This window comes from Grimontia marina (genome assembly GCF_900060185.1).
GTDB lineage: Bacteria > Pseudomonadota > Gammaproteobacteria > Enterobacterales > Vibrionaceae > Enterovibrio > Enterovibrio marinus.
The window spans coordinates 71,988-97,802 of record NZ_FIZY01000002.1 but is presented as its reverse complement, the minus strand read 5'-3'; the positions used below and the strand labels follow the sequence as shown (position 1 = coordinate 97,802).

Below are 25,815 nucleotides of genomic sequence, written 5' to 3'. Positions count from 1 at the left end.
TGTCTATGTTGTTCTCTCTGTTTGAATATGTACTTGATAAACACACGCCTGAACCACGCCAGATAGTGCTGGCTTTCAGTGGTGGCATGGACTCACGTGTAATGCTTGATTTGCTCGCCACTTATCGGGATATCCACCCACAGCATCACTATCTGGTCATTCATGTCCATCATGGTTTAAGTCCAAAGGCCGATACTTGGCTGGCACAATGCGAGCGATGGGCTGGAGAGGCTGATTTTGCATTCAAGGGTATTAGAGTGTCACTATCCCTTAAGGGAGAGAGCCTCGAAAAAGCGGCGAGGGATGCGCGGTATCAGGCTATTTTGAACTCAGTAGATGATAATGCACTGGTATTGACCGGCCAGCATGCCGACGATCAGGCAGAAACTTTTTTACTAGCGCTTAAGCGTGGTAGTGGCCCAGCGGGGTTGGCTGCCATGCCTGAAATCCGTCCGATGGAACATGCTGTGTTATGTCGTCCTTTACTTGAGGCAAACAGAAAGACAATTGAGGAATATGCTGAATCTCAGGGGCTTAACTGGGTAGAAGATGAAAGCAATCTGGATAACCGTTTTGACCGTAACTTTATCAGGCAAGAATGGCTACCTAAGGCGACCCAGCGTTGGGTAGGATTGGTGAAAGCGATTAATCGCACTGCTACGCACTGTGCTGAACAAGAGCAGCTTCTAGATGAATTATTGGTTCCCTTCGATGCTGATGTGATAAGTGAAGACGCCACTCTAAGCATCAACAACATCAGCAATTACTCTGCGGCATTACAAACGGCTCTGGTTCGGCGTTGGCTAAAAAAGGTGGGAAGGGTTTCTCTGTCGAAAGTACAGTTAGATCAGGTTTTTTCGTCTGTCATAAACGCAGCACAGGATGCCAATCCAGCATTGAAGATCTCTCAAGGGGAAGTTCGTAGGTATCAGGGAAAGCTTTGGTTTGTTACGCCTTACCATGATGTTTCTGATTGGGGATCGATGGTGACTTTTGATCAAATGGTTCAATTGCCGGACAAACTAGGGAAGCTGCAACTGGTGTTGGGAAAAAACTGTGGTGTTGGGATTAAACTCCGTGCCCCAATGGCAGACGAGCCAGTAAGGGTCAGTTTTGATCCGGAAGGCTTATCAGCGCACCCGGAAGGGCGGCAAGGTAAAAGAAAGATGAAAAAGCTGTTTCAGGAGTATGGTGTCCCGAGTTGGCTTCGCCGCAGAACACCGATTTTATTTTATGGTGACACGGTAGCAGCCGTTGGAGATTTGTTTGTTTGTAAAGATTATGTGGGGGATGAGTGTGAGCTTGTCTGGCACAAATTCCACGCATTGAATGCGTGAATACCTTTTACGTGCAACAATTTAACAAAACTGGAAAACAATAAAGCGAGGAAGCAATGAAACAACTCTTACCTATAGGTCTGGCTGCCATGATGATGGCTGCGCCCTCATTTGCTGCAGGAGATGCAGAAGCTGGTAAAGCAAAAGCGGCAATTTGTGCGGCTTGCCATGGTGCTAACGGCATTGCGATGATCCCAGGATATCCCAATCTTGCAGGTCAGAATGAACAATATATTGTGTCCGCATTGAAAGCTTATAAAAACGGTGAGCGTACTGGCGCGCAGGCGATGGTCATGAAGCCTCAGGCAGATATGCTGAGTGATGCGGATATGGCGAATCTGGCTGCATACTTTGCACAAATGAAATAGTCGCCAAAACGAATGAAAGTGAAAACCACGGTAACAGCCGTGGTTTTTTTATATCTGTTCACTGGCTGAAATGTTAAAGAAGATAATTGATAACACCCTGATCGCAATATTTTATTTTGTCTGAGTGTTTTTTGCTCGATCAAACTTTCTGCTATTGCAGGTAAATCTAGGTTTTACTATTGTACTAGCTCACTGATACGTTGTGAGAGGTAAAACAATGGCAGCAGGACGCGAACATTTTAGTTCCAGACTCGGTTTCGTTCTGGCAGCAACAGGTGCTGCGGTCGGTCTGGGTAATATCTGGGGATTCCCAACGCAAGCAGCAAGTAACGGTGGTGGTGCCTTTCTTATTGTCTACCTCTTGATGATCCTCATTGTTGCGTACCCAATGCTGTTAGTTGAAATGGCGATTGGCCGCCATGGTCAGGCCAACCCTATCGACAGTATGAGAAAATTGGGACGATCTCCGTTATCGAAAATGCTCGGTGGAGGTGTAGGCCTTATCGGCCTGTTGGTGCCTTGTCTTGTTTTGGCTTTCTATAGCATCGTCGGTGGCTGGCTAATTTCTTACTTGCTTGCCGCAGGTGCAGAGCTTATGGGGCTTCATGACACTGCAATCTGGTTGAAGGGGTTCTCGGTTGAACGAAACCTTTTGGGCGCGGGTCTTTTCTATCTGCTAACTATTCTGATTGTTCAGGCTGGTGTGAAAGAAGGTATCGAGAAATGGTCAACACGCCTGATGCCAGCACTCTTCATTCTGTTCGCTGTGCTTTTCATTTACGTGATGACATTGCCTGGTGCTACCGATGGTTTGGCGCACTATCTCATCCCTGACTTTTCCAAAGTGATGGATGGTGATTTGATTCTGGCGGCGATGGGGCAGGGCTTCTTCTCTCTGACTATAGGTGGCTGTTCAATGTTGATTTACGGCTCGTACCTCAGCCGGAAAGAGAATCTGCCCCAAATGGCGTTGAATGTCACATTGGTGGATACAGCAGTCGCTGTCATTGCAGGCTTGGTTATCCTACCTGCTATGTTTGCAGCCATGCATCAGGGCGTTGAGATTTATGACACAAACGGCGCGCTGCTGAGCTCATCAACACTGGTTTTTGATGTTCTGCCAATGCTATTTGAAGGGCTTGGCGTGGTTGGTACTTTCGTTGCTCTTGTCTTCTTTCTGTTGATGACGATTGCTGCACTGACATCATCGATTTCTATGCTCGAATGCCCTGTTGCGCTAATGAGTGAGCGCCTTGGCACAAAACGTTCAGTTGCAAGCTGGTTGTTGGGGGGTGTTATCGCTGCCTTCAGTCTGGTGATCGTGTTTAACTTTGGCGAGCTGTTTGGCTTAGTAGCGACGATCGCAACACAGTACTTCCAGCCAATTGCCGCACTTCTTTTCTGTCTATACGGTGGTTGGGTATGGAAACGCACCCAGAAACTGAAGGAACTTAGACAGGGGTATGACGATATTGAGCAAAGTTTCTTCTGGAAAGTCTGGCCTCTGTACGTGAAGTTTGTCTGTCCGGTTTTGGTCATTGCCGTGATTTGGATGTCATTGGTTTAAATCAAACCAAAGAAAACAAAAACGGAAGCCCAGGGCTTAAGGCCACTCGCTCAAGAGCGAGTGGCTTTTTTCTCTCTGGTTCTGGTCGGATATTTTGCGGGTCTTTTCAACACTGCCCGAGGGTAAGCTTTCCTCTTTCTCTTGTAAGGTAATATCAGCCGTTTGCCATTTTCTCTAAGCATTTCTGGTACCTTAGGTACTGCACCAGGGCTTCTGCCACTCGCCCAGATAAACTCATCTTGGATGAGATAAAGCGCATTGAGGAAGCTTATCCTAAATGGCTCAACGTTGTGCTCTTTCGCCATCGCCGCCATCTCTAAACGGACGATATTGTAAGACGTCAGGATCCCCCACAACTCCTGATAGATACTCTCGCTTTTTAAGCTTCGTAAGATGGGCTTGTTTGCCAGCTGATATTGCTTCAGTTCTCCGTAGCCCTGCCCTATTTCCCAGCGTTGCCAGTACACCTCTACCAGTTCTTTTAGTGCATATCTTCTCGGGCATAGACATGACGTGATAAAGCCTTTTATCTCACCTTTTGGCGAGGGAATTAACACCAGCCTTGCTGTCCACGACTTTCCCAAGTACGGCGCTTGTTGTTGGGCTTGAGGAGAGACGGGCAGTTTCACGAGATAATCATACTCACCGTAAGATTCGATAATTTTATACCTGAGCTTTGCTTTGATTGGCGTCAGCCAATGCGTGTTTTGACTGCTACCCTGCCAGTTGGCAAACAGCTCCGCCGACATAAAGCCTCTATCAAACAAGGTCAGAGAATTCTCGGGAGCGGAGCCAACCAATTGCTGGTTACTGTCGGTATCATGAGTCTTGAAGTAAGTGCCATCAACACTGAGCACCTTCAAGTCGCATACCTTGTCGAATTCACATTGCTTATCCCATTGCGCTGCTGTGAGCTTAAAGAGATAACGCATCGGCTCGGCACCGAGCCTTTCCTTGCCCTTGATGATGCTGCTTGTGGCGAGAGGAGGAAGTTCCCCTTTGGTATCAGGAAAAGCCAACTCAAGTTGGTCACAAACATTCTGAATCGAACGGTTGGGCAGTAATCCAATCCCTAAAACCAGCCACACTGCCTGCTCAGCGTGAAAGCGACGTTTACGCAAAGAAGCGCGTCCAGTTTGCTTGAAGGCTTCTTCAACCCAATCAAGAGGAATGTGTTTAGAGAATGCGTTGATAGGATGGTCTTGGCAAAACTCAGCGGTGATGTGTAACTCTTTCAAAAACTCAGACATAAAAAATCGGCCTCAACAATGTTGAGGCCGATTATGAAGCCAGCGTAGGAGCGTTCAATGACTTAAAACGATCGGCATTACTCCTTGTGAGGCGGTTTTTTATGCCTGGAGCTTCGGGAGCCCATTCGTCAGGAATAAGACAAAGTGATGCTTAATCGCCACTTATAGTGATGCCAGTAACACCGAAAAATGTCCGCTCAGGTTTGCATCATCAGCAACAAAGTGTTTTTCAACAGAAACAGGTAACACCTAGTGTAACCAAAGGAAGATTGGTAAAATTGGTGAACGCTGTCAAAGTTTCAGGAGTGGTCTTTCATTAATTTCACTACTGTTTCACAGACCGCGGAAAGGTGAGACATCAAACCTGCCCCAACGTGTAAAAAACTTGCAGCACGATGAGACAGGTGGACACCCGGCAGAATGCCAAAGGGTGTGCGGCAACAAGGAATGTTGATTGGCGTTGACCATGCAGCGCGCCAAACTTCAAGGAGCCAAGTCCGCTCATCAGATTATGTCGAGCAGAGCCTCGCATAGTTTGTTACTTGGTTTTGAATATTTACGACTGGAGAAAGTCATGAGCGATCTAAAAGCAGCAGCTCTTCGTGCCCTGAAACTGATGGATTTAACCACCCTGAACGACGACGACACAGATGCGAAAGTTATTGAACTGTGTAAGAGCGCGAAAACCCCAGTAGGTAACACTGCTGCTATCTGCATCTACCCACGTTTTATCCCTGTGGCGAAGAAACAACTTCGCGAGCAAGGCACACCTGAAATCAAAATCGCAACCGTGACTAACTTCCCACACGGTAACGACGACATCGAAATCGCAGTGGCTGAAACCAAAGCGGCTGTGGCATACGGTGCGGATGAAGTTGACGTTGTGTTCCCATACCGCACGCTTATCGCGGGTGATGAGGAAACCGGTTTTGAGCTGGTTAAACAATGTAAAGCTGCCTGTGGTGACGTGACGCTGAAAGTGATCATCGAAACCGGTGAGCTGAAAGAAGCAGCACTGATCAAGCGCGCATCTGAAATCTCTATCGAAGCGGGCGCAGATTTTATCAAGACTTCTACCGGTAAAGTACCAGTGAACGCGACACCAGAATCAGCAGAAATCATGCTGACTGTGATCAAAGAGATGGGCGTTGCGGAAAAAGTGGGTTTCAAGCCAGCTGGCGGTGTACGTACTGCTGAAGATGCAGCGGAGTACCTGGCGATGGCTGACCGTATCCTGGGCGGCGAGTGGGCTGACAACGCACACTACCGTTTTGGTGCATCAAGCCTACTGGCTAATCTGCTTCACACGTTGGGTGAAGGCGAAAAAGCGGCAGAAGGCGGCTACTAAGCCCTTCTTTTGGGGAGTTGGCAATTTCGGCTCCCCCTGTTTTTGACACCCAGTACGTGAGGTCGATTATGTACCTTCCCCAAGAAATCATTCGGAAGAAGCGTGACAACATTGCGCTGACTTCTGAAGAAATTAATTTCTTTATCCAGGGCATTGCAAAAGATACTGTTTCTGAAGGACAGATCGCGGCATTTGCCATGGCAGTGTACTTCAATGACATGACCATGGACGAACGTGTCGCACTGACGTGCGCCATGCGTGACTCAGGCATGGTGATTGACTGGTCACACATGAATTTTGATGGCCCTATCGTCGATAAACACAGTACCGGCGGTGTGGGTGATGTGACCTCCCTGATGCTTGGCCCTATGGTGTCGGCATGTGGTGGTTACGTACCTATGATTTCAGGCCGTGGTCTGGGTCATACCGGTGGTACGCTGGACAAACTTGAAGCGATTCCGGGTTATAACATCACGCCGAACAACGATGTTTTCGGCAAAGTGACCAAAGAAGCAGGTGTGGCGATCATTGGCCAAACCGGTGATTTGGCACCGGCGGATAAGCGTGTATACGCAACCCGCGATGTGACAGCGACCGTCGACAATATTTCTCTGATCACCGCATCTATCCTGTCGAAGAAACTGGCGGCAGGTTTAGAGTCGCTGGTGATGGATGTAAAAGTAGGCTCTGGCGCCTTTATGCCGACCTACGAGAAATCTGAAGAACTGGCGAAATCGATTGTGGCAGTTGCCAATGGTGCGGGTACCCGCACCAGCTCACTGCTCACTGACATGAATCAGGTATTGGCTTCAAGTGCAGGTAACGCACTGGAAGTGAAAGAAGCGGTTCAGTTCCTTACCGGTGAATACCGTAACCCTCGCCTTTATGCCGTCACCATGGCACTTTGTGCTGAAATGCTGACCATCAGTGGTCTGGCGAAAGACAAAGACGATGCCATGAACAAACTGCAAACCGTGCTGGATAACGGCAAGGCTGCAGAATGCTTCGGCAAAATGGTGGCGGGTTTGGGTGGTCCGCTCGATTTCGTTGAGAACTATAGTAAGTATCTGACAGCGGCAAACGTGGTGAAACCAGTGTTTGCAAGCCGCGCTGGTTTTGTATCAGCGATGGATACCCGTGCAATTGGCATGGCTGTCGTTGGCCTTGGCGGTGGACGCCGTGTTGCAAGTGATACGATCGATTATTCAGTGGGCTTTAGCGATGTTATCCGTCTGGGTATGCAAGCTGACAGCACCACGCCATTGGCGGTAGTACATGCCAAGGATGAAGCTGCATGGCAACAAGCAGCTGCAGCACTTCAGGCTGCCATGCGCATCGAAAACGAAGCGCCAAAGGCGACCCCTGAAGTTTACCGCCAGATTGGCCCACAAGACGTCTAAGGAGGCGATCATGAAACGCGCGATTATTTTGGTACTGGATTCCTTTGGGATCGGTGCAACCGAAGATGCTCACAAGTTTGGTGATGTGGGCGCGAATACCCTGGGCTCTATCGCGAAAGCGTGTGCGGCAGGTAACGCGAACAATGATGACCGCCAAGGTCCACTCACACTGCCAAACCTCAATGCACTGGGTTTGGGCAAAGCGTGTGAAGAATCATCAGGCTACTTCCCTGAAGGTTTGGATGAAAACGCGGAAATCATCGGTGCATACGGCCATGCGGCTGAGCTGTCTTCCGGTAAAGACACCCCTTCGGGCCACTGGGAAATTGCCGGTGTACCTGTACTGTTTGACTGGGGTTATTTCACTGACAAAGAAAATAGCTTCCCGAAAGAGCTGACTGACCGCATTCTTGAACGCGCAGGTTTGCCGGACTATCTGGGTAACTGCCATGCATCAGGTACGCAGATCCTTGACGATCTGGGTGAAGAGCACATGAAAACTGGCTTGCCAATTTTCTACACCTCTGCGGACTCGGTATTCCAAATCGCGTGTCATGAAGAAACCTTCGGTCTGGATCGTCTACTGGAGCTTTGCCAGATTGCCCGCGAAGAGCTGGAAGACTACAACATTGGCCGTGTTATCGCACGTCCGTTCATCGGGCCGGGCAAAGGCCAGTTTGAGCGCACCGGTAACCGACGTGACTTATCTGTAGAGCCGCCTTCGGCGACCGTGCTGCAAAAGCTGGTTGATGAGAAACAAGGTGAGGTGGTGTCTATCGGTAAGATTGCAGACATCTACGCGCACGTTGGTATCACCAAAAAAGTGAAAGCGACCGGTTTGGAAGTCCTGTTCAACGCGACCAAAGATGCGATGAACCAAGAAGGTGACAACAGCATCATCTTCACCAACTTCGTCGACTTTGACTCTCACTACGGTCACCGTCGTAACGTGGCTGGCTATGCTGCAGCACTGGAGTATTTCGACAAGCGTTTGCCTGAAATCCTCGAAATGCTGAAAGAAGATGATGTCTTGATCCTGACCGCTGACCACGGCTGTGATCCGACCTGGGAAGGCTCGGATCACACCCGCGAGCACATTCCTGTTCTGGTTTACGGCAAACATATACCAGCAGGTTCGCTCGGTCGTCGTGAGACCTTCGCAGACATCGGCCAGACTCTGGCGAAGTACTTCGGTACTTCAGACATGGAATACGGAAAGTCTTTCCTGTAATTCCAAACTAAATTCCGGTCGCAGCCTAGACTATCAGCGAATGCTGCGACCCGATTAGCATCGGTTGATTCCGAAATTTGATCAAAAGGAAATAGAAAATGGCAACTCCACATATCAATGCCGAAATGGGTGATTTTGCAGATGTAGTTCTGATGCCGGGCGACCCGCTGCGTGCTAAATACATTGCAGAAACCTTCCTGGAAGACGTTAAGCAAGTTTGTGATGTTCGCAACATGTTCGGTTTCACCGGTACTTACAAAGGCCGCAAGATCTCTGTTATGGGCCACGGTATGGGTATCCCATCATGCTCAATCTACGCGACTGAGCTGATCAAAGACTTCGGCGTGAAGAAAATCATCCGTGTAGGTAGCTGTGGTGCAGTGCGTGAAGACGTAAAACTGCGTGAAGTTATCATCGGTGTTGGCGCGTCTACTGATGCGAAAATCAACCGTACCCGTTTCAACGGCCACGACTTCGCAGCGATTGCAGACTTCGAGATGACCCGTAACGCGGTTGATGCAGCGAAAGCAAAAGGCATCAACGTACGTGTAGGTAACATTTTCTCTGCTGACTTGTTCTACTCTCCAGAACCAGATTTCTTCGACACCATGGCGAAGTACGGCATTCTGGGTGTGGAAATGGAAGCAGCGGGTATCTACGGTGTAGCAGCAGAATTCGGCGCGAAAGCACTGACTATCTGCACTGTGTCTGACCACATCAAGACTGGCGAACAAACCACTTCTGACGAGCGTCAAACCACGTTCAACGAAATGATTGAAATCGCACTGGAATCTGTACTGCTGGGCGACGCGGAAGAAGCGTAAGTTCTGCTGACAGACCAAGATGAAAAAGGATGGCTTCGGCCATCCTTTTTGCGTTCAGGGGAAAGTTATCTTAAGAACCCAGGTTCGCTCTTCGCTCTCGCCCTGTTAGTCGTTACTCTTTAACAGGAATGTTGAACGCCATAAATCCCGGCGGTTGGCGAAGGTAAAGATCAGCAAGGCACCTGTGGCAATCGCGACCAGAATCATGGCGCGTACCAGGTTGATGCTTTGTTCAAGCCGGTTGGAAGCGGCTTTTATCACTTCACCATGCTCCAGCGTGATCCGCACAAAGCCGGAAATATTGCCATCGTCGGCAATGGGTTCAACCAGCTGCTGGCGACCAATACTGGCCACGGAAAGCGGGGTATTGAGCCCTGTTAGCTGCTCTAAAGGCATTGCTCCCAGTGAGCTCGCCACTAAATTCCCTTTCACATCATAAACAGCGGCATCAAGGATCAGTGGTTCGTTTTGAAGGTTACTCACCAATTGTTGCACGGCTTCCATGTCATCGTTCGCAAGCGCTTTATTCGCGGAAGCGGCCGCCTGACGGAGAATGACGCGGGAAAGGGATTCTGTCTGATCGTAGAGCATTTTGTAATTGCGGTTGTTCAATTGATTACTGTACATAAACAGCATCATTATTGTGGCAAAACAGGCCACCACAACAATAAACTGCCAAAGCCTTTTAAGGCGTTTTTTATTGATTTGAAGCATAAGCTGTCCAGGCTAAGGCGGTGTCCAACGTGTTACCGCAACAAGTGGAGTGGAGAGAGCGCTCACTGATTCAGTTTGCTGTTCTGACTGGAAAAAAGCAAGTGAGGGAGAAATCATCGTCATGCTGTGATATGTCTCACTCTTTGATATAGTAAGGGCAACTGACTAAAAGGAATGTATGCAATGGATGCATTTTCAGCCTATCCGATTAAAAAACACGTAAAGCTGCTCAACCGTTTTCCTTCTATCCGAGATTTTCGTCCGTCAGATTGCCGTCAGGCAGGGTGGATTCTTTATGGGCTTCATATCAGCCCAGGTTCTTTGGATGACCTTTCCTTTCTGCTCGGTGAGCCGGTGTTCCCGCTGACTGGCTGGACCGTTGGCCCATATGAAGTATTGTTGATGCGTGGTGAACTGGCACCAGAAGTAGTGCAGCTTTGTGATGCTTTGGGGCTTGATTGCGCTTCGCTCGAGAATATTCCAAACCTTTACGAGCCGGGACTGGCATTGTTTGATATGGACTCAACGGCGATTCAGATTGAGTGTATTGATGAAATCGCCAAACTGGCAGGTGTAGGTGAGCAAGTTGCTGAAGTGACGGAACGTGCTATGCGCGGTGAGCTCGACTTTGAAGAAAGCCTTCGCCAACGTGTTGCGACGCTGAAAGGCACGGATGTGTCGGTGCTTGAGCAAGTGCGTGACAATATTCCTTATATGCCGGGCATGAAGCAACTGACCGCATCTTTGCAGGCGCGTGGATGGAAAGTGGCGATTGCGTCCGGTGGCTTTACCTGGTTCTCAGACAAGCTGAAAGAGGATTTGTCGCTTGCCTATGCCGAATCAAACCAATTGGTGATTGAGAGCGGTAAACTGACGGGTGAACTGGCAGGCTCAGTGGTCGATGCACAGCGCAAAGCAGATATCCTGCTTGACTTGGCTGAAAGCTACGAGCTGATGCCGGCCAATACTTTGGCCGTCGGTGATGGTGCGAATGATTTGGTGATGATGTCTGCTGCAGGCCTTGGTATTGCTTACCACGCAAAGCCGAAAGTACAACAAGTAGCGCAAGTTGCTATTCGCCATGCAGACTTGGGAGGGGTGTTGTGTGTGCTTTCTGCATCTCTGTTACCGCAACGCTTGAGTTGGTAAACCGTTAGAGAAAATGAGAAAGGGATGTCATTTGACATCCCTTTTTTTTTCTATTTTTCTGCTATTGGGTCTTGGTTCAACCACCAATTTCCAGACGCCTTAACACTTCATCCGTAATGTCACTCATTTCACCGTATGCACACAGATCGGCAAATTCCATTTCCAACTGTCTTGCCCGAAGGGTTGAAAGAGACAGTAGTGATTCGAGTGTTTCTGGTGCAAGCCATTGAATACCATTATCAATCGGTTGTAGCCAGTTTCTGACTGCGAAGAACTTACCACGCCTTCTGGCCTGTGAGATAAACATCTTGCGTTCTTCCGGCGAGCCGAAGCTCTCCAAGGGTCGGGATGTGCTGTCAACAATGGCACCGTCTGTGACCGTTGCTGAAATATAGAACTCATGACGAACCTGTGCTTCACGGTTACGGTGGCGGGTGACTGGGTTCGCGTATTTTGAGAGGTGATCACCAATCACTGAGCGCAGTGACATCATGTCTGAGCCAGCATTTTTCTGTAGCAGTCGGCTGAGCTCATTACCCGTTAAACTCTCGCCAATCGCAGACACCTGAAGCGTTTCGTCCCGGCGTACAATGAAATATGGCGTTGCAGACAGACGGGTTAGCAGCATTTGATGCATGGCATGCAGTAGGGGCGCGTCCGGTAGCCTTTCGCTGTCGAGCAGAAGCTTATGCTGGTTGTGCTCAATCAGACGCTGCAAGTAATGGCTACGTTGCTTGCTGCGTCTGTCTTTCAACAGTGCCAGCTTGATGTTGGTTCTGTCTTCACTGATTTGTACCACTTTGTAAGGCACATTACCGAGCGGTGCTTTGGGGTCAACGCGCGTTAGATCGGTGAAGGTGATTGCGACTTCCTGCTGTTTACTGCCTGTAAACGGCTTATCCAACACCACATTCAGTCCCTGAGTGGAAAAGTCGATGGTCCGCCCTTGCAATTCGCCGCTTAGATGGTGCACCAGCGTGGTTTTGGTTTTGTGCTGATAACGTGGCTCCTTACGTTGAGGGGCTAATACGGAAGGTACCGCCTCCACAGGTAGGATGGGATCACGCGGGTGGGCAAACTGATTGAGTTGCTTAACCGGATGCTTGGGCTTGATGGGAATACGAAAATCACCACTGATGTGGGAAAGTGTTAAATCCTGGATCGTCGCGATATGGGTTAGCTCATCAATCTGCTGGATGTAGGCCGGGGAGACTTCCTGTAATCGGCGCGCATCTTCTTCGCTAATCTTTGCCATAGTGACGCGAAGTACGCGCCAAGAAGGGCGTGAGCTGCCCACATGCCAAAACAAGTGGCGAAGCGCTTCATCAAGCTCTGTTGGACAGGCGGAGAAGAAGTAGGTTTTCTCACCCTGTTGATGGTTGAAGCAATAAACCAGAGTTTCGCTGTTGGTTAAGCCTTCAAGTGCCAGATACTGCAGACGCTTGGCTGAAAACAGCTTGTCGATCACCGGCTGATTTCGCTCATCATGCCAGTAGTCCCAAAGTTCCTTGTTTTGCTCTGTTAGCAGGCTGTATCTTAGCTTGTGACCACAGAAAAAAAGTGGCAGTGAGGGCGTTTGCTCAAGGAAAACCTGCTCATATGCGCGGGAACGGGTAGACAGGAACTTGTCTTCGTTTTCCGTTTTGGAAGTTAAATTGTGTTTTCTGGACTTAATTTCGATTGCTTCTTTGATGACATCTGTGCTGCTCATCAACCGAAGTCGCAGGCGCTGAAAGTTGTCTGCATTCAGGTTGAGCTCAACACCCACCACACGATAGTTCAGGCCACTGAAGAGCTCAGCAAGCTGGCATTCGTCGCCCAACTGCGGGAAGTAAATGACCAGCGTTGAACCTGCTTCATACCGGAACGAAGAGGGTAGTTTGACCTGCATACCTGAATTGGAAATATCGATGGTCGAACCATTCACTTCCGTACCATCAGGCAAGAAAGCCTGAATGCGGGTAGAAAGATGAATACGGTTTTCACTTCTCGATAGGTAGTGACCAAAACGGATTGGCACGGCGTCAACAGTATCAGGTGATTCCATCGCACGGACATCGCCTTGGCGTTGCAATACCCGGTAACTATTAGGGGTGTTATGTAGTTCTTCCCAAAGGCCAACAGTCATCTTGCCTTGATAGATATCCACACGGCGGTGATACAGGTTAATGGCCACATCGTCCATCCAGTGATTGACATCGTGTAGGAAGTAGCGACGGCAGTCGCCAACGACTTTGCCACGAAGATCAACTGGCTTACTGCAAGGAGACGTGAGGCGCCGCACTTCCATTTTGGTGATCAGCCGTTCGGAAGCGTTGTCATTAGGAGTGAGTTCGGCAAGAACCGCATCAAAAGCGTCTTGCTCATAAAGGGGGAGTAGCTGATCGAACAGCTCCTTGTCGTGGTCCTTCATCTCGATAAAGTCTGGTAGAATCCTGAAACTAAGAGTACAGAATACGTATCGTCAAATTATGCCCTTAGTGTACCTTTTTTCCCTTCCTGGGCGTGAACTTATGTGCATACTTGCAAGCGATACATGTAAAAATTGGTAACAGGAGCAATCATGGCGAAAACAAAACGTGCTTACGTGTGTAATGACTGCGGTGCGGACTACCCGCGCTGGCAGGGACAATGCACAGCCTGTGGGTCTTGGAACACGATCACTGAAGTACGTTTTGCCGCTTCACCGACGGTGGCTCGCACAGAAAAATATGCTGGTTATGCCGGTGCGACAGAAGCCAAAGTTCAGACGCTTTCTGCTATCGACCTCCAGGAAGTACCTCGTTTTACCAGTGGATTTAAAGAGCTGGACCGCGTGCTGGGCGGAGGCATTGTACCGGGCGCTGCGATTTTGATTGGTGGTAACCCTGGGGCGGGTAAAAGTACGCTTCTCTTGCAAACCATGTGCTGGTTAGCAAGCCAAATGCCGACCTTGTATGTGACCGGTGAAGAATCGCTACAACAGGTAGCCATGCGCGCTGAGCGACTGGGGCTACCGAAAGACAACCTCAAGATGTTGTCGGAAACCAACGTTGAAACCATCTGTTCGATTGCCCGCACGGAACAGCCAAAAATCATGGTTATCGACTCGATTCAGGTGATACATTGTGCTGATATCGCTTCTGCGCCGGGCAGTGTGGCTCAGGTGCGTGAATCTGCAGCAGCCCTGACCCGCTATGCCAAGCAGCACAATGTAGCTATCTTCATGGTCGGTCACGTGACCAAAGACGGCACACTAGCCGGTCCCAAAGTGCTGGAGCACTGTATTGATTGTTCGGTATTGCTTGATGGTTCCAGTGATAGCCGTTTCCGTACCCTACGCAGCCACAAAAACCGTTTTGGCGCGGTCAATGAATTGGGCGTTTTTGCGATGACAGGGCAGGGGCTTCGTGAAGTGAGCAACCCTTCAGCTATCTTCCTGTCACGTGGCGAGGAAGCGACGTCAGGGAGTTCTGTGATGGTGCTTTGGGAAGGTACTCGCCCTTTGCTTGTCGAGCTTCAAGCGCTGGTGGATTACAGTCAGCTTGCCAACCCACGTCGGGTCGCCGTCGGCCTTGAGCAAAACCGATTGGCGTTGTTGCTTGCAGTTCTGCACAAACACGGTGGCCTGCAAATGTCAGATCAGGATGTGTTCGTTAACGTCGTCGGAGGGGTGAAAGTCACCGAAACCAGTGCGGACCTGGCCTTGCTGCTAGCGTTGATTTCAAGCTTTCGTGACCGTCCATTACAGCGTGATTTAGTGGTATTCGGCGAGGTCGGTCTTGCCGGAGAAATTCGCCCTGTGCCCAGCGGGCAAGAGCGCTTGTCAGAAGCGTCCAAGCACGGCTTTAAGCGCGCTGTCGTGCCAATAGCGAATGCGCCGAAAAAAGACATTCCAGGCATGAAAATCTATGGGGTGAACAAGCTTTCTGAAGTGCTGACCGTACTGGATGAAATGGATTAACGTGTCCAGACACTTCAGCCAAAAAGCGCCAATACGAATTGGCGCTTTTTGTATCTTGTCCTTATCTACTCTGCAGCGGCTATGGTGACCGCAGAATCATCCAGGCTTTTCGCTGTGACAGTACCTGATTGAGCAACGGCATCGGATGCCAGTTGAACCTGAGTTGAAACCATATTTTCAATGATCTTTACCAAGCTTGCCCAATTCACTTTGTCCTCTTCTTCGAACAGAGACTCGAAATTATCCGGCGTCCAGGCGATAAAGCGTTTGGGGTTCAACGCCCTGCCTAGGAAGCGCACTTCGTAGTGCAGGTGTGGGCCAGTTGAAAGCCCTGTGTTTCCTGACCAACCAATTAAATCGCCTTTTTTTACAAACTGGCGGGTTTCAACGTTGAATTTATCGAGGTGCGCGTAAAGTGTCATAAAGCCAAAGGCATGGTCAATCTTCAGCATATTGCCATAGCCTTTTTTACGGCTTGGGCGTTTGTATTCCACTACCCCATCAGCAGGCGCATAAACGGGCGTTCCGATATCAGCTGTTAAGTCCAAGCCAAGGTGAAACTTCTTGTTACCCGTGACAGGATGTTTACGCGAGCCATAGCCAGAAGAGCGGCGATAGCTTTCTATCGGTTTACCACTCGGGATCAGTTGTAACATGGTGGCTCGCACGGCAGAGTTAATGGCTGCGACGTCCAAGCGAGCCGCCAAAGGCAAAGTTTCATCGCCCTCGTTTTCCAGACCCAACACTTCTTCCACCGTCGACACGCGCTGTGTCAGGTAGCTTAGTTGACTGTCTTTGTGTTCAATGATCTGCGCGTATTCCTCTTCTTTGTTGTTAATCAACTGCTCAAGTTGCTGACGTTTTTGTTTGAGATCTTCCAACTGGCCGACGAGCGCAGAGCTTTTCTCCGTCATGTTCTTCAACGTCACCTCTGCTGTCGTGGAGCGATGGTTCAGATAATAGATAGTCGCGATGCTGGCAAATATGCCGACAATCAGGGTAGCAAGCAGTGAAAGCAGAACTTTCTTGAGCCAAGGGGAAAGTACAAAATGGCGAGAGCCATTTGCATGGGAGACGGCGATTCGAATGTTGTGGGGCATGTTACTACTACTTCATGTATTTGCGCTTAATTGAGCACCGCGATTATACGGTATCTTTTAAATCTGTCAGTTGTGCTAATTCACGATGAAGCAGATCATCATTACCCACATTGAGTTCGACCAAACGCTTCAGGTGGCTCGCACTGTCGATATCGATGTGGACGATTTCAAAGTGCAGGCATTCATCATTTTCCTGAATCAGCTTGAGTTCCATATCTAATGTGATGTCTGATTCGTTTAGACAAAAACTCAGAACATAATCGTCAGCCTTACCGGTTTCCCCCCAGCCGGCGGGAGTAGTAAGCAATGCGCCTTTCAACGAAAGGTCCAGCAATTTTGGTTCCCAGCTCCTATCTTTTTGCTGGAGAGTCGCAGGCGTACGATAGACCACGCGGGAAAATTTACGACGTTCAGCCATCTAAAATTCCTCAATTCCTTTTACACCAAGTGTAGGAGAGTCGACGCTATATCTCTACTTCGACGCTTCGTCTCCGTGATGCTCTACCCGTCTTAGTAATGAATTAGTCAATAATTGAAGGTAAGCCGCAGATATATCGATAAAAAAAGACCACGTGGCGTGGTCCTTTTCTCAATCAAGCTGCGATTACTTGGTCACGCGCTTGTATTTGATGCGGTGTGGTTGTGCTGCCGCTGCCCCTAGCGTTTGCTTCAGCCACTCACTGTACTCCGCGTAGTTACCTTCGAAGAAGTTCACCTGACCTTCATCACGGTAGTCCAGAATGTGAGTTGCGATACGGTCGAGGAACCAACGGTCGTGCGAGATAACCATGGCACAGCCTGGGAACTCAAGCAGTGCTTCTTCCAGTGCACGCAGAGTTTCTACGTCCAGGTCGTTGGTTGGTTCGTCGAGAAGCAGTACGTTGCCGCCCGCTTTTAGCAGTTTTGCCAGGTGAACACGGTTACGCTCACCACCTGACAAGTCACCGATACGTTTTTGCTGGTCGCTGCCTTTGAAGTTGAAGCGCGAACAGTAAGCACGTGCAGGGATCTCGAAGTTATTGATGCGGATGATTTCTGCACCTTCAGAGATTTCCTGATAAACCGTGTTGTTGTCATCCATACTGTCACGGAACTGATCAACCGACGCCAGTTGTACGGTTTCACCCATTTCTACAGAACCGCTGTCTGGCTGCTCGGTGCCGCTCAGCATCTTGAACAGGGTAGATTTACCCGCACCGTTGGCACCGATGATGCCCACAATCGCACCTTTAGGCACGCTGAACGAGAGATCGTCGATCAGAACGCGGTCACCGAATGACTTGGTCAGGTTATTCACTTCGATAACCTTGTCACCCAGGCGTGGACCCGGTGGGATGAAAAGTTCGTTGGTTTCGTTACGACGCTGGTAGTCAGTGGTGTTCAGCTCTTCAAAGCGTGCCATACGTGCTTTAGATTTTGCCTGACGACCTTTAGGATTCTGGCGAACCCACTCAAGTTCTTTCTCGATGGTCTTCTGGCGGGCTTTTTCAGATGACGCTTCTTGTTGCAGACGCGCGTCTTTTTGCTCCAGCCAGGAGGTGTAGTTACCTTCCCATGGAATACCTTCACCACGGTCAAGTTCCAGAATCCAGCCCGCTGCGTTATCAAGGAAGTAACGGTCGTGCGTGATAGCCACAACAGTGCCGTTGTAATCAACCAGGAAGCGTTCCAGCCAGCCCACAGATTCTGCGTCCAGGTGGTTCGTTGGTTCGTCGAGCAGCAGCATGTCTGGACGTTCAAGCAGCAGACGGCAGATAGCGACACGGCGGCGCTCACCACCAGACAGGTGCTTAATTTTCGCATCCCACTCTGGTAGACGCAGTGCATCCGCAGCGCGCTCAAGGGTGTTATCAAGATTGTGGCCGTCTTTTGCCTGGATCAATGCTTCCAGCTCGCCTTGCTCTTTTGCCAGGGCGTCGAAATCTGCATCTGGTTCTGCATAAGCGGCGTAAACAGCATCAAGACGGGACAGGGCGTCAACCACGTCAGAAACTGCTTCTTCCACAGTTTCACGAACTGTTTTGTCTTCATCCAGTTTTGGTTCCTGAGGTAGGTAACCCACTTTGATGCCAGGTTGTGCACGCGCTTCACCTTCGATATCGGTATCGATACCCGCCATGATGCGTAGAAGGGTGGATTTACCTGCGCCGTTTAGACCCAATACGCCGATTTTGGCACCTGGGAAAAAGCACAGAGAGATGTCTTTCAGGATCTGACGCTTCGGTGGCACGATTTTGCCAACGCGCGACATGGTATAAACGTACTCAGCCATTCTGCTCGCGTTCTCTTGTCACTAAATAGAAATGATTAGCCGGATATTCTACCTGCTTCGTTCAAGCATTGTAACAACCCAAGGGGCTGTTGACCTTTGTTGGTTAAATTTTGCTGCAAAAAGTTATCACCATAGATCAACTGACCCTAAGCCTCAAACCGCTTTAAGGTCAGACATTGAGCTGGTCAGAGTATAGTTTTGGGAACCATTTGTTGTTGGGAAAAACAAAAGAAAGATAGGCATGCTTCCGTCTCACCTGCCCGAGCTCCCGTTTGTCGTTTTCAGTAACAGTTTCTTTGCAGCGGGAGGTCAGGAAATTTGATATACAGAAGACGGTGCATCGGATCTGATTTTCCATCTAACTTGATGGATTGGGTATAAGCTTAAAGCTAAGCGCGCCGGGGAGAAGCATCTGAAATGCTATTAACCAAAAGCTCAATAATTACAAAAGAATATATAACGTCAGTGGATGAATTTTACTTTGCCGCGCCCCTCAGTTTGGTGTTGCTTTTAGGTGGCATTGCGCCGGCCCAAGCCCTCACGATTGATGAACAGCGTACCCGTTACGAAAAGGCTATTGCTGCCATTGATCGCAACGACATAAAGACCTTCTCGCGTCTGAAATCTGACGTGAAAAATTACCCACTATACCCGTACTTGGACTACCGCGACTTTATGCGCGATATCGACAGTGCCAGCACCAAAGAAGTGAATACCTTCCTTAAGACGTACGAAGATGTGCCGTTTACCGGGACAGTGCGTGCTCGTCATCTAAGCGCATTGGCTTCAAAAGGAAAGTGGTCTCAGTTGGTGGCATTCCAGCAGACGGTACCACGCGGTGAGAGTTACCAATGCCATTACTACTATGCACACAGCAAGGCAGGCGACAAAGCACTGGCGTTGTCCGGTGCCAAATCCTTGTATATGTCAGGTTCCTCAGTCGACAGGGCGTGCGACGAGCTGTTTGATCACCTTAAAGACAAAGGTAAGTTGACGGATAGCCTGGTGCTTGAGCGCATGTTGCTGGCGTTTGACAACCGTAATAAGTCCTTGATGACTTATCTTGAGAAGCAACTGACGTCATCTTATGCCAAACGTCAGGCCAAAGAGATTCTGGCGCTGTATAACAAGCCTCAGGGCGTGGCGGATTTCTCCAAGAAAAGCAAAGTCACCACCTTTAATCGCCATCTCACCCGCATTGCCTTTGAACGCCTTGCGCGCAGCAATCCGGAGGAGGCGGTGAAGCAGTTCAACCGCACTGTAGAAGGCCAGCACTACGACAAGCATGAACGTCAGGAGATGGCCGATTACCTCGCTGGTCGTTTGATGTCGACAGAAGATGCAACCCTTGTCGCTTGGCGTGACAAGCATCTCAAGCAATCAGTGAATCAGTCGCTGCTGGAGCGTCGTGTGCGCATGAGCTTAGTGGAAGCCGACTGGACAGGCGTTGGTCGCTGGATTAATGCCATGTCAGAAAAAGAGCGCGACTCGCTCAAGTGGAAATACTGGCGTGCCCGCGTGCTGAAAGAATCCGGTAAAACGGCAGAAGCTAACGCGATTTTTGAGTCCATAATCGGCGAGCGTAACTTCTACAGTGTTGCAGCAGCGGACGAGTTAGGTAAGCCGATTGATATCCCTTACCAAACCACCCCGCTTAACCCAGGCGCACTGGCACCATTTAACAGCGCTTTGAAGCGTGTGGATGAACTGTTGGCACTGGATAAGATTACCGCTGCGAAAAGAGAGTGGCAGTACATTCTCCGCAATGCCGATCAAGATCAGAAAGCGAACCTGGCTGCGTATGCGTCCGACCAGAAGTGGTATCACCTTTGTGTGCAGGCAACGATAGCTGGAAAGCTATGGGGACATTTGGAGTACCGCTTTCCTGTGGCGCATCGCTGGTGGTTTGAGTTCTTCAGCAAAGAGCGTGATCTTCCGTTGACGACCCTTCTGGCTTTATCGCGTCAGGAGAGTGCTTTCTACGCCCGCGCAGTATCGCCTGTTGGCGCACGTGGGCTGATGCAATTAATGCCAGCAACAGCAAAGGAAACCTCAAAAAAACTGGGGTTCCGCTATCTCGGGAAGAGCACGCTGAACGACCCGGGTATCAATATCCGATTGGGTAGTGGCTACCTTCGGATGCTGTTGGATCAGTTCGATGAAAACCGCATTCTTGCCTTTGCCGGATACAATGCTGGCCCCCATCGAGCGAACCGCTGGCTGGAGAAGTCAGACGGTAATCTGGATGCGATTGCGTTTATCGAGGCCATTCCATTCCGAGAGACCCGTGGTTACGTACAAAACGTGCTGATGTATGACATCTACTACAGCAAGTTACTGGGTCAGAAACTGCAGTTCCTGACAGAAAGTGAGTCCAAGCGTCGTTATTAAGTCATGATTCACTAAGACTCTGACATAGATGGGGTATAATGCTTGGGTTTAGCAAACCTATTCCCATGAGGTGACCATGAAAGCGACGCCGGAATATTCTGGCTGGCAAGATGTGCTGGATTTGATCCACAGAGCAAGTGATGACGGGCATGAAGCGGAACTGCTGCAAATGTTGCTGACCCCTGATGAGCGAACAGCTTTGATTGCCAGAGTCAATATTGTCAATGAGTTGCTAAAAGGCGAGATGAGCCAAAGACAACTAAGTCAGATGCTGGGCGTAGGAATAGCCACTATCACTCGTGGATCCAACGAGTTAAAGCAACTGGATGACGCGCAGAAGGCGTGGTTGTTGAAGCTTTTGGAAAAATAAACAGAGGGCCTTGAGGCTCAGTAAAAGCAGGTTCTAGGGACAAGAGAAAGAGGCAACTGATTAGCAGTGCCGCTTTTTTCTTTTTTACAATCTTTAGGACCTAGGGGCTGTTGACCTTTGGTGATGATTTTTGCAGCAGTTTGTGGGGATTTTATGCAAGGCAGAGGCTTCGATGTGTAGCTAGCCTACATGAGAAGTCGATAACGCAGCAGAAATTCCCCACAAACGCTGCCCGAAGGGTTCGACTGCGCGTCCCGTACTCTAAGCGTTTTATGCTTTGTTGAGGTGTATTTGCTTAGAATGACTAGGCGGCACACACCTCGCCGCGCCTAAAACGCTTATAGCGAGAACAAAATTTAACCACCAAAGGTCAACAGCCCCTAGGATCTCTTTAATACTCTTTCGTTGGAAACAGCCTAGGATTTATAAACGGAATTAGGGCGAGGATCAGCGCCTGATGGTAGACCGAGCTCCTTGTTAGCAGGTGTCCGGTCAGCATGCCAATCGCGCCGCCTTTCTGCTTGACGTTTTGCTCGTTGAACATCTCATTCATGACATCGCCGAGTTCTTTTCCTTCCTCCAGCATTTTCAGCGCCGCGGGTGGCAATGGTACTGAGGCTGAACGGGATTCACCGACACGGTCGGCAGACTCCACCACCATCCAGGCAAAGGTGTAAGGGGCATCCAGCCCTGCTTCGACGCCCACATAGAAACTACCATCAATCACTTTCTTGGCGTTGTGGACACGGTTGCGGGCACCTGCCAACGTTTCTTCGCTGGTCATGGGTTGAGCCGGTACACCGCTGGCAACAGACACACCTTCAAAGGTCATATCATTGTTAGGAAATGCTTCTTTGAAGGCAGCTTCCACAGCAGCAATTTTGGCAGGGTTAAGCGAAGTGACGATCACTTTAGTCATGGGAATCCAATCCTGATTCAGAGGGAGTTATCTTGTTGTTTTTTCTCAGGGGCGCGTTTGAACAAACGAAATGGCAGGGCAAGCAGACCTGTTAGCCAAACCACATGTTTTTCTTCCCGTTGGCTTTTAATGCCAATTGTCATACCGTAATGGCCTTCCTCGGGTTGCGCGCGGTAAGTGTTGAACAGCCTGTCCCAGATAGCAAGGTTAAAGCCGAAGTTCGAATCACTTTCGTAGCGGTGAATGGAGTGATGCACGCGGTGCATGTCCGGCGTCACCAGTACTTTGCGCACCCAGCGGTCAATTGACAATGGAATAGCCACATTACTGTGATTAAACAAAGCCATACCGCTGAGTATGACTTCAAACAAAATCACTGCCACGACAGGGACACCTAACAGCGCAATCGCTACAAACTTAATCAGCATGGAGAGCAGAATTTCAATCGGGTGAAAGCGTGCACCTGAAGTGACATCCAGGTCCCGGTCTGCATGATGAACCGCGTGCAAACGCCAAAGCAGAGGGACAGTATGGAAGAGTTTATGTTGGAACCAGATGATGCCATCGAGAATGACAATACTGAGGATCACTGAAAGCCAAAGCGGCGCGTCGAGGATATTGAATAAACCGATCCCCTGGCGGGAACACCATGCGGCGAAACCCGCAGCGGCGAGGGGAAAAATAGCGCGGAGCACAGCCGTGTTGAGCATCATCAGGGCAATATTATTCAGCCAGCGTTTGGCTTTACTCACCGTAAGAGTCCGTTTGGGAAACAGCCACTCTGCAGCAGCCATCACCCCAAAAAAGGAGAAAAAAGTCAGCAGGCGAAAAATGCTTTCCTGCGATTCAACAAAGCTCAGCACGGGTTCTCCAACATTAATCGTCTTTTCAATCAGCTTAACATAGATATAAATACGTGACCGGAGATCAAAACGGGCACTTTCAACAGTGCCCGTTTGTGCTTTGCGGTAATGAATTACCAAACGCGTTTGATGGTGACTTTTGCGCCGGGGTTCAGAAAACGGTGTCGGTATTTCAGTGCCGAATCTTCCAGTCCTTCATCGGCGGATAGCACGCCAGGATGAATACGTAGGCGGTCTATATCATCACGTGCAGCATTGAAGCCTTCACCACCCTCTGCCATAGCTTCAAGATCAGCAGATGCTGCTTCGCCAGTGCGGAACAGATACGCATCCGGGCTGTGAGCAGCAACAATCAGTGGGGTGAAATAAATACCATCGGTGGCATTGGTGATTTTGACATCGACGTTGGCGGCTTGTGCGGTGAATGCTGCGACCATTGCCATGCTGAGAAGTAAGGTTTTCATTTTTCGCTCCCTGTGCGTTGAATTCCTCCAAGCATGGCGCGAAAAAATGGCAAAGCTGCCGCGAATTTCTCTCAAAATTCTCGCAAAGATCAACAGATCCTAATGAAAACCTATCAAGATATCAGGCGGTGTTTTTCTCCTGAGAATCATGGCGCTCACCCAGCTCAACATGGGTGATGACACGGTTGCGTCCTCTCTCTTTCGCCAGATAGAGTGACGAGTCTGCCGCTTCGATGATGCTTTCTGTAGAATCGAATTCCGGAAAGGTGGCGATCCCCGCACTCAAGGTTGCGGTGAACGTTTCTGGGCCATTAGAAAAAGGCGTTTTCGCAAAGGTAATGCGAATTTCATCAATCAGCCTGAGAGCAATGTCTGCGGGGGTGTCAGGCAAGATCAAAGCAAATTCTTCTCCACCATAACGGGCGCTGGTATCGGTTTTACGGAAGCGGTAATTCAACAAACGGGCCACACCTTTGATCACCTTGTCGCCGACCGGATGGCCATATTTGTCGTTAATCGATTTGAAGTAATCGATATCGATCATCACAAAGCTGACTGGAGACTTGTGACGTCGTGCGCGGGATAGCTCACGTTCCAACGCCATTTTCAGGTTGGAGTGATTCAAAAGACCGGTCAGGCTATCTCTGTCCATCATGGCACTCAAGGCGCGGAAACGACGAGCACGAATCGACACGGCTTGTGTCAGGTGTAGATCATTGATGGGTTTGGTCAGGAAATCGTCCGCACCGACCTGGAGTGCCTTCATTTGAAGCTTGAGATCGGTTTCACCGGAAAGGTACACGATAGGCACATTGGTATTCGAAGCATGTTGGCGGATAACACTGGCGGCTTCCACGCCGGAGCATTCCGGCATGTAAAGATCCATTAAAACAAGATCAGGATGGAATTCGCCAAGTTCATCAAGTAGTTGATGGGGATTATCCACAATGCTGGTTTTCATTCCAGCACCTTGCAACACAATCGAGTAATGCTCGGCGAGAGTGCGGTCATCTTCCACAATAAGCACGCGATACTGGGCGTTATTTGTCTCCCACAGCGAATCGAGCAGCCCGAGAATATCATCGTACTCAACAGGTTTGTGGAAGAAGGTGTAGGCGCCCGCCTTGGCGGCATGTAGCCGACTTTCCCAGCATTCGGTTTTGCTGAGTACCACAAGAGGAATACCACTGTTTTTACGCCAGACTCGGGTAATGTCATCCAGGAGCTGAAAGTCGTTCAAGTCGACAATCAGTACGGAAGGGGCCTTGTTGTAGAGTGCATCTTTCAGCTGGGTTGCGGTCTCGAGAAGGATAACTTCGTAATCGATATACTGGAGTTGTTTGACCATCTCCGAGACATCGTCGGGGTTCTCTGCCACCACATAAACCAGTTGCTTTGTACGGTCCTTCTCGTGAAGTAGCGTGACCTCACCAAACGTAAAATCGTCAGGGCGTTTAGGTTCGATCTTGGCGATATCGTCGATACCCGCAATCAGTCTGTCGATATCATCGATTGCCGCAGGCAGTGTCTGGCTCTCAATATGAGGTTTCAATAGTACTTCGATTTCTCTTCCGCACTCACCAAGATCCACAAACCCAAGTGTTGTGGCGGTGCCAGCAAGCTTGTGCGCTTCCATGACCAGCTCTTCCAATTCGCAAAATTCGGAGGATGTTTGGGACTGGATTTTATTCCAAAGTGTTTTAATACGCTCAGTGCGTTTGGCAACACTGCTGGCGAACTTGGCTTGCTGTTCTTGAAACTTTTTGACTTGAGAAGGTCTCATGCACTGTGCCTTCCCATTATCTTTATGATTTCGTCGGCCAGTAACATAGGGTCAAATGGTTTGCTGATCACGCCAATTGCGCCACAGTCGTGATAGGACTTCACTTCCGCAGGCTGAACTTTGGCAGTCATAAAAATCGCGGGTGTGCTTTCTAAATGTGGCATTTCCCGAAGGTGCTTTAGCGTCGTGGGACCGTCCATATCTGGCATCATAACGTCCAGCAGCAATAGATCCGGGTTCGATAGCGCGGCTTTCTCAAGAGCCATCTCACCGCATTCGCAGGACAGAATGACGAAGTCGTCGCCTTCCAGTGCGAGCTCTGCCACATCACGAATGTCTTCATCATCTTCAACGTAAAGCACGGTAATTGGCTTATCCATCAGACTGACTCTCTAGGGTCTGTTGACCTTTGGTGGTTGAATTTTGTTCTATCTATAAGCGTTTTAGGCGCGGCGAGGTGTGTGCCGCCTAGTCATTCTCATTCTAAGCAAATACACCTCAACAAAGCATAAAACGCTTAGA

General features: G+C 49.5%; 22 protein-coding genes. 11 read left to right on the top strand and 11 right to left on the bottom strand.

All coding sequences use genetic code 11. The annotated features are described in order from the left end of the window. The first annotated feature begins 5 nt into the window (after positions 1-5). The 3 genes from tilS to GMA8713_RS01960 all read left to right on the top strand — a co-directional run bounded on the left by tilS (position 6) and on the right by GMA8713_RS01960 (position 3,272). Entirely contained in the window at positions 6-1,337 is a 1,332-nt protein-coding gene (gene tilS, locus GMA8713_RS01970) for a tRNA lysidine(34) synthetase TilS (protein ID WP_062705241.1), read from the top strand. 56 nt (positions 1,338-1,393) lie between these two features. Next, entirely contained in the window at positions 1,394-1,705 is a 312-nt protein-coding gene (locus GMA8713_RS01965) for a c-type cytochrome (RefSeq protein WP_062705232.1), read from the top strand. Positions 1,706-1,922: 217 nt separating this feature from the next. Beyond that, positions 1,923-3,272: a sodium-dependent transporter gene (locus GMA8713_RS01960; RefSeq protein ID WP_062705230.1), complete on the top strand. Its 1,350-nt coding sequence runs from the start codon at positions 1,923-1,925 to the stop codon at positions 3,270-3,272. 50 nt (positions 3,273-3,322) lie between these two features. Here GMA8713_RS01960 and GMA8713_RS01955 read toward each other — a convergent pair whose 3' ends face one another. Then, positions 3,323-4,522 carry a transposase domain-containing protein gene (locus GMA8713_RS01955; protein ID WP_062705228.1) on the bottom strand — a complete coding sequence of 400 codons (1,200 nt, stop codon included), beginning with the start codon at positions 4,520-4,522 and terminating at the stop codon, positions 3,323-3,325. 574 nt (positions 4,523-5,096) lie between these two features. Between GMA8713_RS01955 and deoC the strand changes: the two genes are divergently transcribed. From deoC to deoD, 4 genes are all read left to right on the top strand, one after another. Continuing rightward, positions 5,097-5,870, top strand: coding sequence for a deoxyribose-phosphate aldolase (gene deoC / locus GMA8713_RS01950; protein ID WP_062705359.1), 774 nt, complete (start codon positions 5,097-5,099; stop codon positions 5,868-5,870). 68 nt (positions 5,871-5,938) lie between these two features. Then, the gene (gene deoA / locus GMA8713_RS01945) at positions 5,939-7,270 is read left to right on the top strand and encodes a thymidine phosphorylase (protein WP_062705226.1); all 1,332 of its coding nucleotides are present in this window, start codon (positions 5,939-5,941) and stop codon (positions 7,268-7,270) included. Between the two features lie 10 nt (positions 7,271-7,280). Beyond that, entirely contained in the window at positions 7,281-8,501 is a 1,221-nt protein-coding gene (locus GMA8713_RS01940; RefSeq protein WP_062705224.1) for a phosphopentomutase, read from the top strand. A gap of 98 nt (positions 8,502-8,599) precedes the next feature. Then, positions 8,600-9,325 (top strand): purine-nucleoside phosphorylase, encoded by a 726-nt coding sequence (gene deoD / locus GMA8713_RS01935; protein WP_002538934.1) that lies wholly within the window; start codon positions 8,600-8,602, stop codon positions 9,323-9,325. 105 nt (positions 9,326-9,430) lie between these two features. Here deoD and GMA8713_RS01930 read toward each other — a convergent pair whose 3' ends face one another. Further along, positions 9,431-10,039: a YtjB family periplasmic protein gene (locus tag GMA8713_RS01930; RefSeq protein WP_062705222.1), complete on the bottom strand. Its 609-nt coding sequence runs from the start codon at positions 10,037-10,039 to the stop codon at positions 9,431-9,433. 183 nt (positions 10,040-10,222) lie between these two features. On the opposite strand from GMA8713_RS01930, the gene serB reads away from it, so the two are divergent. After that, a complete protein-coding gene (serB, locus tag GMA8713_RS01925) occupies positions 10,223-11,188 on the top strand; it encodes a phosphoserine phosphatase (RefSeq protein WP_062705220.1) in 966 nt (321 codons plus the stop codon). A 76-nt stretch (positions 11,189-11,264) separates the two neighbouring features. On the opposite strand, the gene GMA8713_RS01920 is transcribed toward serB, so the two are convergent. Beyond that, positions 11,265-13,601 (bottom strand): PilZ domain-containing protein, encoded by a 2,337-nt coding sequence (locus GMA8713_RS01920; RefSeq protein WP_062705218.1) that lies wholly within the window; start codon positions 13,599-13,601, stop codon positions 11,265-11,267. A gap of 150 nt (positions 13,602-13,751) precedes the next feature. Between GMA8713_RS01920 and radA the strand changes: the two genes are divergently transcribed. Continuing rightward, positions 13,752-15,131 carry a DNA repair protein RadA gene (gene radA / locus GMA8713_RS01915; RefSeq protein WP_062705216.1) on the top strand — a complete coding sequence of 460 codons (1,380 nt, stop codon included), beginning with the start codon at positions 13,752-13,754 and terminating at the stop codon, positions 15,129-15,131. 65 nt (positions 15,132-15,196) lie between these two features. On the opposite strand, the gene GMA8713_RS01910 is transcribed toward radA, so the two are convergent. The 3 genes from GMA8713_RS01910 to ettA all read right to left on the bottom strand — a co-directional run bounded on the left by GMA8713_RS01910 (position 15,197) and on the right by ettA (position 18,503). Next, positions 15,197-16,231, bottom strand: a complete 1,035-nt coding sequence (locus tag GMA8713_RS01910) for a M23 family metallopeptidase (RefSeq protein ID WP_062705215.1) — start codon at positions 16,229-16,231, stop codon at positions 15,197-15,199. Between the two features lie 43 nt (positions 16,232-16,274). Continuing rightward, positions 16,275-16,649, bottom strand: coding sequence for a PilZ domain-containing protein (locus tag GMA8713_RS01905; protein ID WP_062705213.1), 375 nt, complete (start codon positions 16,647-16,649; stop codon positions 16,275-16,277). Positions 16,650-16,835: 186 nt separating this feature from the next. Continuing rightward, positions 16,836-18,503, bottom strand: a complete 1,668-nt coding sequence (gene ettA / locus GMA8713_RS01900; RefSeq protein WP_062705212.1) for an energy-dependent translational throttle protein EttA — start codon at positions 18,501-18,503, stop codon at positions 16,836-16,838. 417 nt (positions 18,504-18,920) lie between these two features. Between ettA and sltY the strand changes: the two genes are divergently transcribed. Beyond that, positions 18,921-20,894: a murein transglycosylase gene (gene sltY / locus GMA8713_RS01895; RefSeq protein ID WP_062705209.1), complete on the top strand. Its 1,974-nt coding sequence runs from the start codon at positions 18,921-18,923 to the stop codon at positions 20,892-20,894. Between the two features lie 76 nt (positions 20,895-20,970). After that, positions 20,971-21,264, top strand: a complete 294-nt coding sequence (gene trpR / locus GMA8713_RS01890) for a trp operon repressor (RefSeq protein ID WP_062705207.1) — start codon at positions 20,971-20,973, stop codon at positions 21,262-21,264. A gap of 391 nt (positions 21,265-21,655) precedes the next feature. Here trpR and yjjX read toward each other — a convergent pair whose 3' ends face one another. The 5 genes from yjjX to GMA8713_RS01865 form a co-directional block, all read right to left on the bottom strand. Next, positions 21,656-22,183 carry an inosine/xanthosine triphosphatase gene (gene yjjX, locus GMA8713_RS01885; RefSeq protein WP_062705205.1) on the bottom strand — a complete coding sequence of 176 codons (528 nt, stop codon included), beginning with the start codon at positions 22,181-22,183 and terminating at the stop codon, positions 21,656-21,658. A gap of 17 nt (positions 22,184-22,200) precedes the next feature. Beyond that, positions 22,201-23,046, bottom strand: a complete 846-nt coding sequence (locus GMA8713_RS01880) for a sterol desaturase family protein (protein WP_062705357.1) — start codon at positions 23,044-23,046, stop codon at positions 22,201-22,203. 113 nt (positions 23,047-23,159) lie between these two features. Beyond that, on the bottom strand, positions 23,160-23,483 hold the full coding sequence (locus GMA8713_RS28395; protein WP_269747437.1) for a spondin domain-containing protein: 324 nt from the start codon (positions 23,481-23,483) through the stop codon (positions 23,160-23,162). A 148-nt stretch (positions 23,484-23,631) separates the two neighbouring features. Further along, on the bottom strand, positions 23,632-25,293 hold the full coding sequence (locus GMA8713_RS01870) for a diguanylate cyclase (protein ID WP_062705197.1): 1,662 nt from the start codon (positions 25,291-25,293) through the stop codon (positions 23,632-23,634). Beyond that, on the bottom strand, positions 25,290-25,673 hold the full coding sequence (locus tag GMA8713_RS01865) for a response regulator (RefSeq protein ID WP_062705195.1): 384 nt from the start codon (positions 25,671-25,673) through the stop codon (positions 25,290-25,292). Before GMA8713_RS01865 ends, GMA8713_RS01870 begins: the two co-directional genes overlap by 4 nt. Between the last annotated feature and the right edge of the window lie 142 nt (positions 25,674-25,815).

Bases quoted from the DNA above. Each gene is read 5' to 3' on its own strand.
- radA (WP_062705216.1), top strand. From the start codon at position 13,752: ATGGCGAAAACAAAACGTGCTTACGTGTGTAATGACTGCGGTGCGGAC.
- GMA8713_RS01960 (WP_062705230.1), top strand. From the start codon at position 1,923: ATGGCAGCAGGACGCGAACATTTTAGTTCCAGACTCGGTTTCGTTCTG.
- GMA8713_RS28395 (WP_269747437.1), bottom strand. From the start codon at position 23,483: ATGGTCGCAGCATTCACCGCACAAGCCGCCAACGTCGATGTCAAAATC.
- GMA8713_RS01870 (WP_062705197.1), bottom strand. From the start codon at position 25,293: ATGAGACCTTCTCAAGTCAAAAAGTTTCAAGAACAGCAAGCCAAGTTC.
- GMA8713_RS01910 (WP_062705215.1), bottom strand. From the start codon at position 16,231: ATGCCCCACAACATTCGAATCGCCGTCTCCCATGCAAATGGCTCTCGC.
- sltY (WP_062705209.1), top strand. From the start codon at position 18,921: ATGCTATTAACCAAAAGCTCAATAATTACAAAAGAATATATAACGTCA.
- yjjX (WP_062705205.1), bottom strand. From the start codon at position 22,183: ATGACTAAAGTGATCGTCACTTCGCTTAACCCTGCCAAAATTGCTGCT.
- GMA8713_RS01905 (WP_062705213.1), bottom strand. From the start codon at position 16,649: ATGGCTGAACGTCGTAAATTTTCCCGCGTGGTCTATCGTACGCCTGCG.
- tilS (WP_062705241.1), top strand. From the start codon at position 6: ATGTTGTTCTCTCTGTTTGAATATGTACTTGATAAACACACGCCTGAA.
- deoA (WP_062705226.1), top strand. From the start codon at position 5,939: ATGTACCTTCCCCAAGAAATCATTCGGAAGAAGCGTGACAACATTGCG.
- GMA8713_RS01940 (WP_062705224.1), top strand. From the start codon at position 7,281: ATGAAACGCGCGATTATTTTGGTACTGGATTCCTTTGGGATCGGTGCA.
- trpR (WP_062705207.1), top strand. From the start codon at position 20,971: ATGAAAGCGACGCCGGAATATTCTGGCTGGCAAGATGTGCTGGATTTG.
- GMA8713_RS01965 (WP_062705232.1), top strand. From the start codon at position 1,394: ATGAAACAACTCTTACCTATAGGTCTGGCTGCCATGATGATGGCTGCG.
- GMA8713_RS01920 (WP_062705218.1), bottom strand. From the start codon at position 13,601: ATGAAGGACCACGACAAGGAGCTGTTCGATCAGCTACTCCCCCTTTAT.
- GMA8713_RS01865 (WP_062705195.1), bottom strand. From the start codon at position 25,673: ATGGATAAGCCAATTACCGTGCTTTACGTTGAAGATGATGAAGACATT.
- GMA8713_RS01955 (WP_062705228.1), bottom strand. From the start codon at position 4,522: ATGTCTGAGTTTTTGAAAGAGTTACACATCACCGCTGAGTTTTGCCAA.
- deoC (WP_062705359.1), top strand. From the start codon at position 5,097: ATGAGCGATCTAAAAGCAGCAGCTCTTCGTGCCCTGAAACTGATGGAT.
- serB (WP_062705220.1), top strand. From the start codon at position 10,223: ATGGATGCATTTTCAGCCTATCCGATTAAAAAACACGTAAAGCTGCTC.
- ettA (WP_062705212.1), bottom strand. From the start codon at position 18,503: ATGGCTGAGTACGTTTATACCATGTCGCGCGTTGGCAAAATCGTGCCA.
- deoD (WP_002538934.1), top strand. From the start codon at position 8,600: ATGGCAACTCCACATATCAATGCCGAAATGGGTGATTTTGCAGATGTA.
- GMA8713_RS01930 (WP_062705222.1), bottom strand. From the start codon at position 10,039: ATGCTTCAAATCAATAAAAAACGCCTTAAAAGGCTTTGGCAGTTTATT.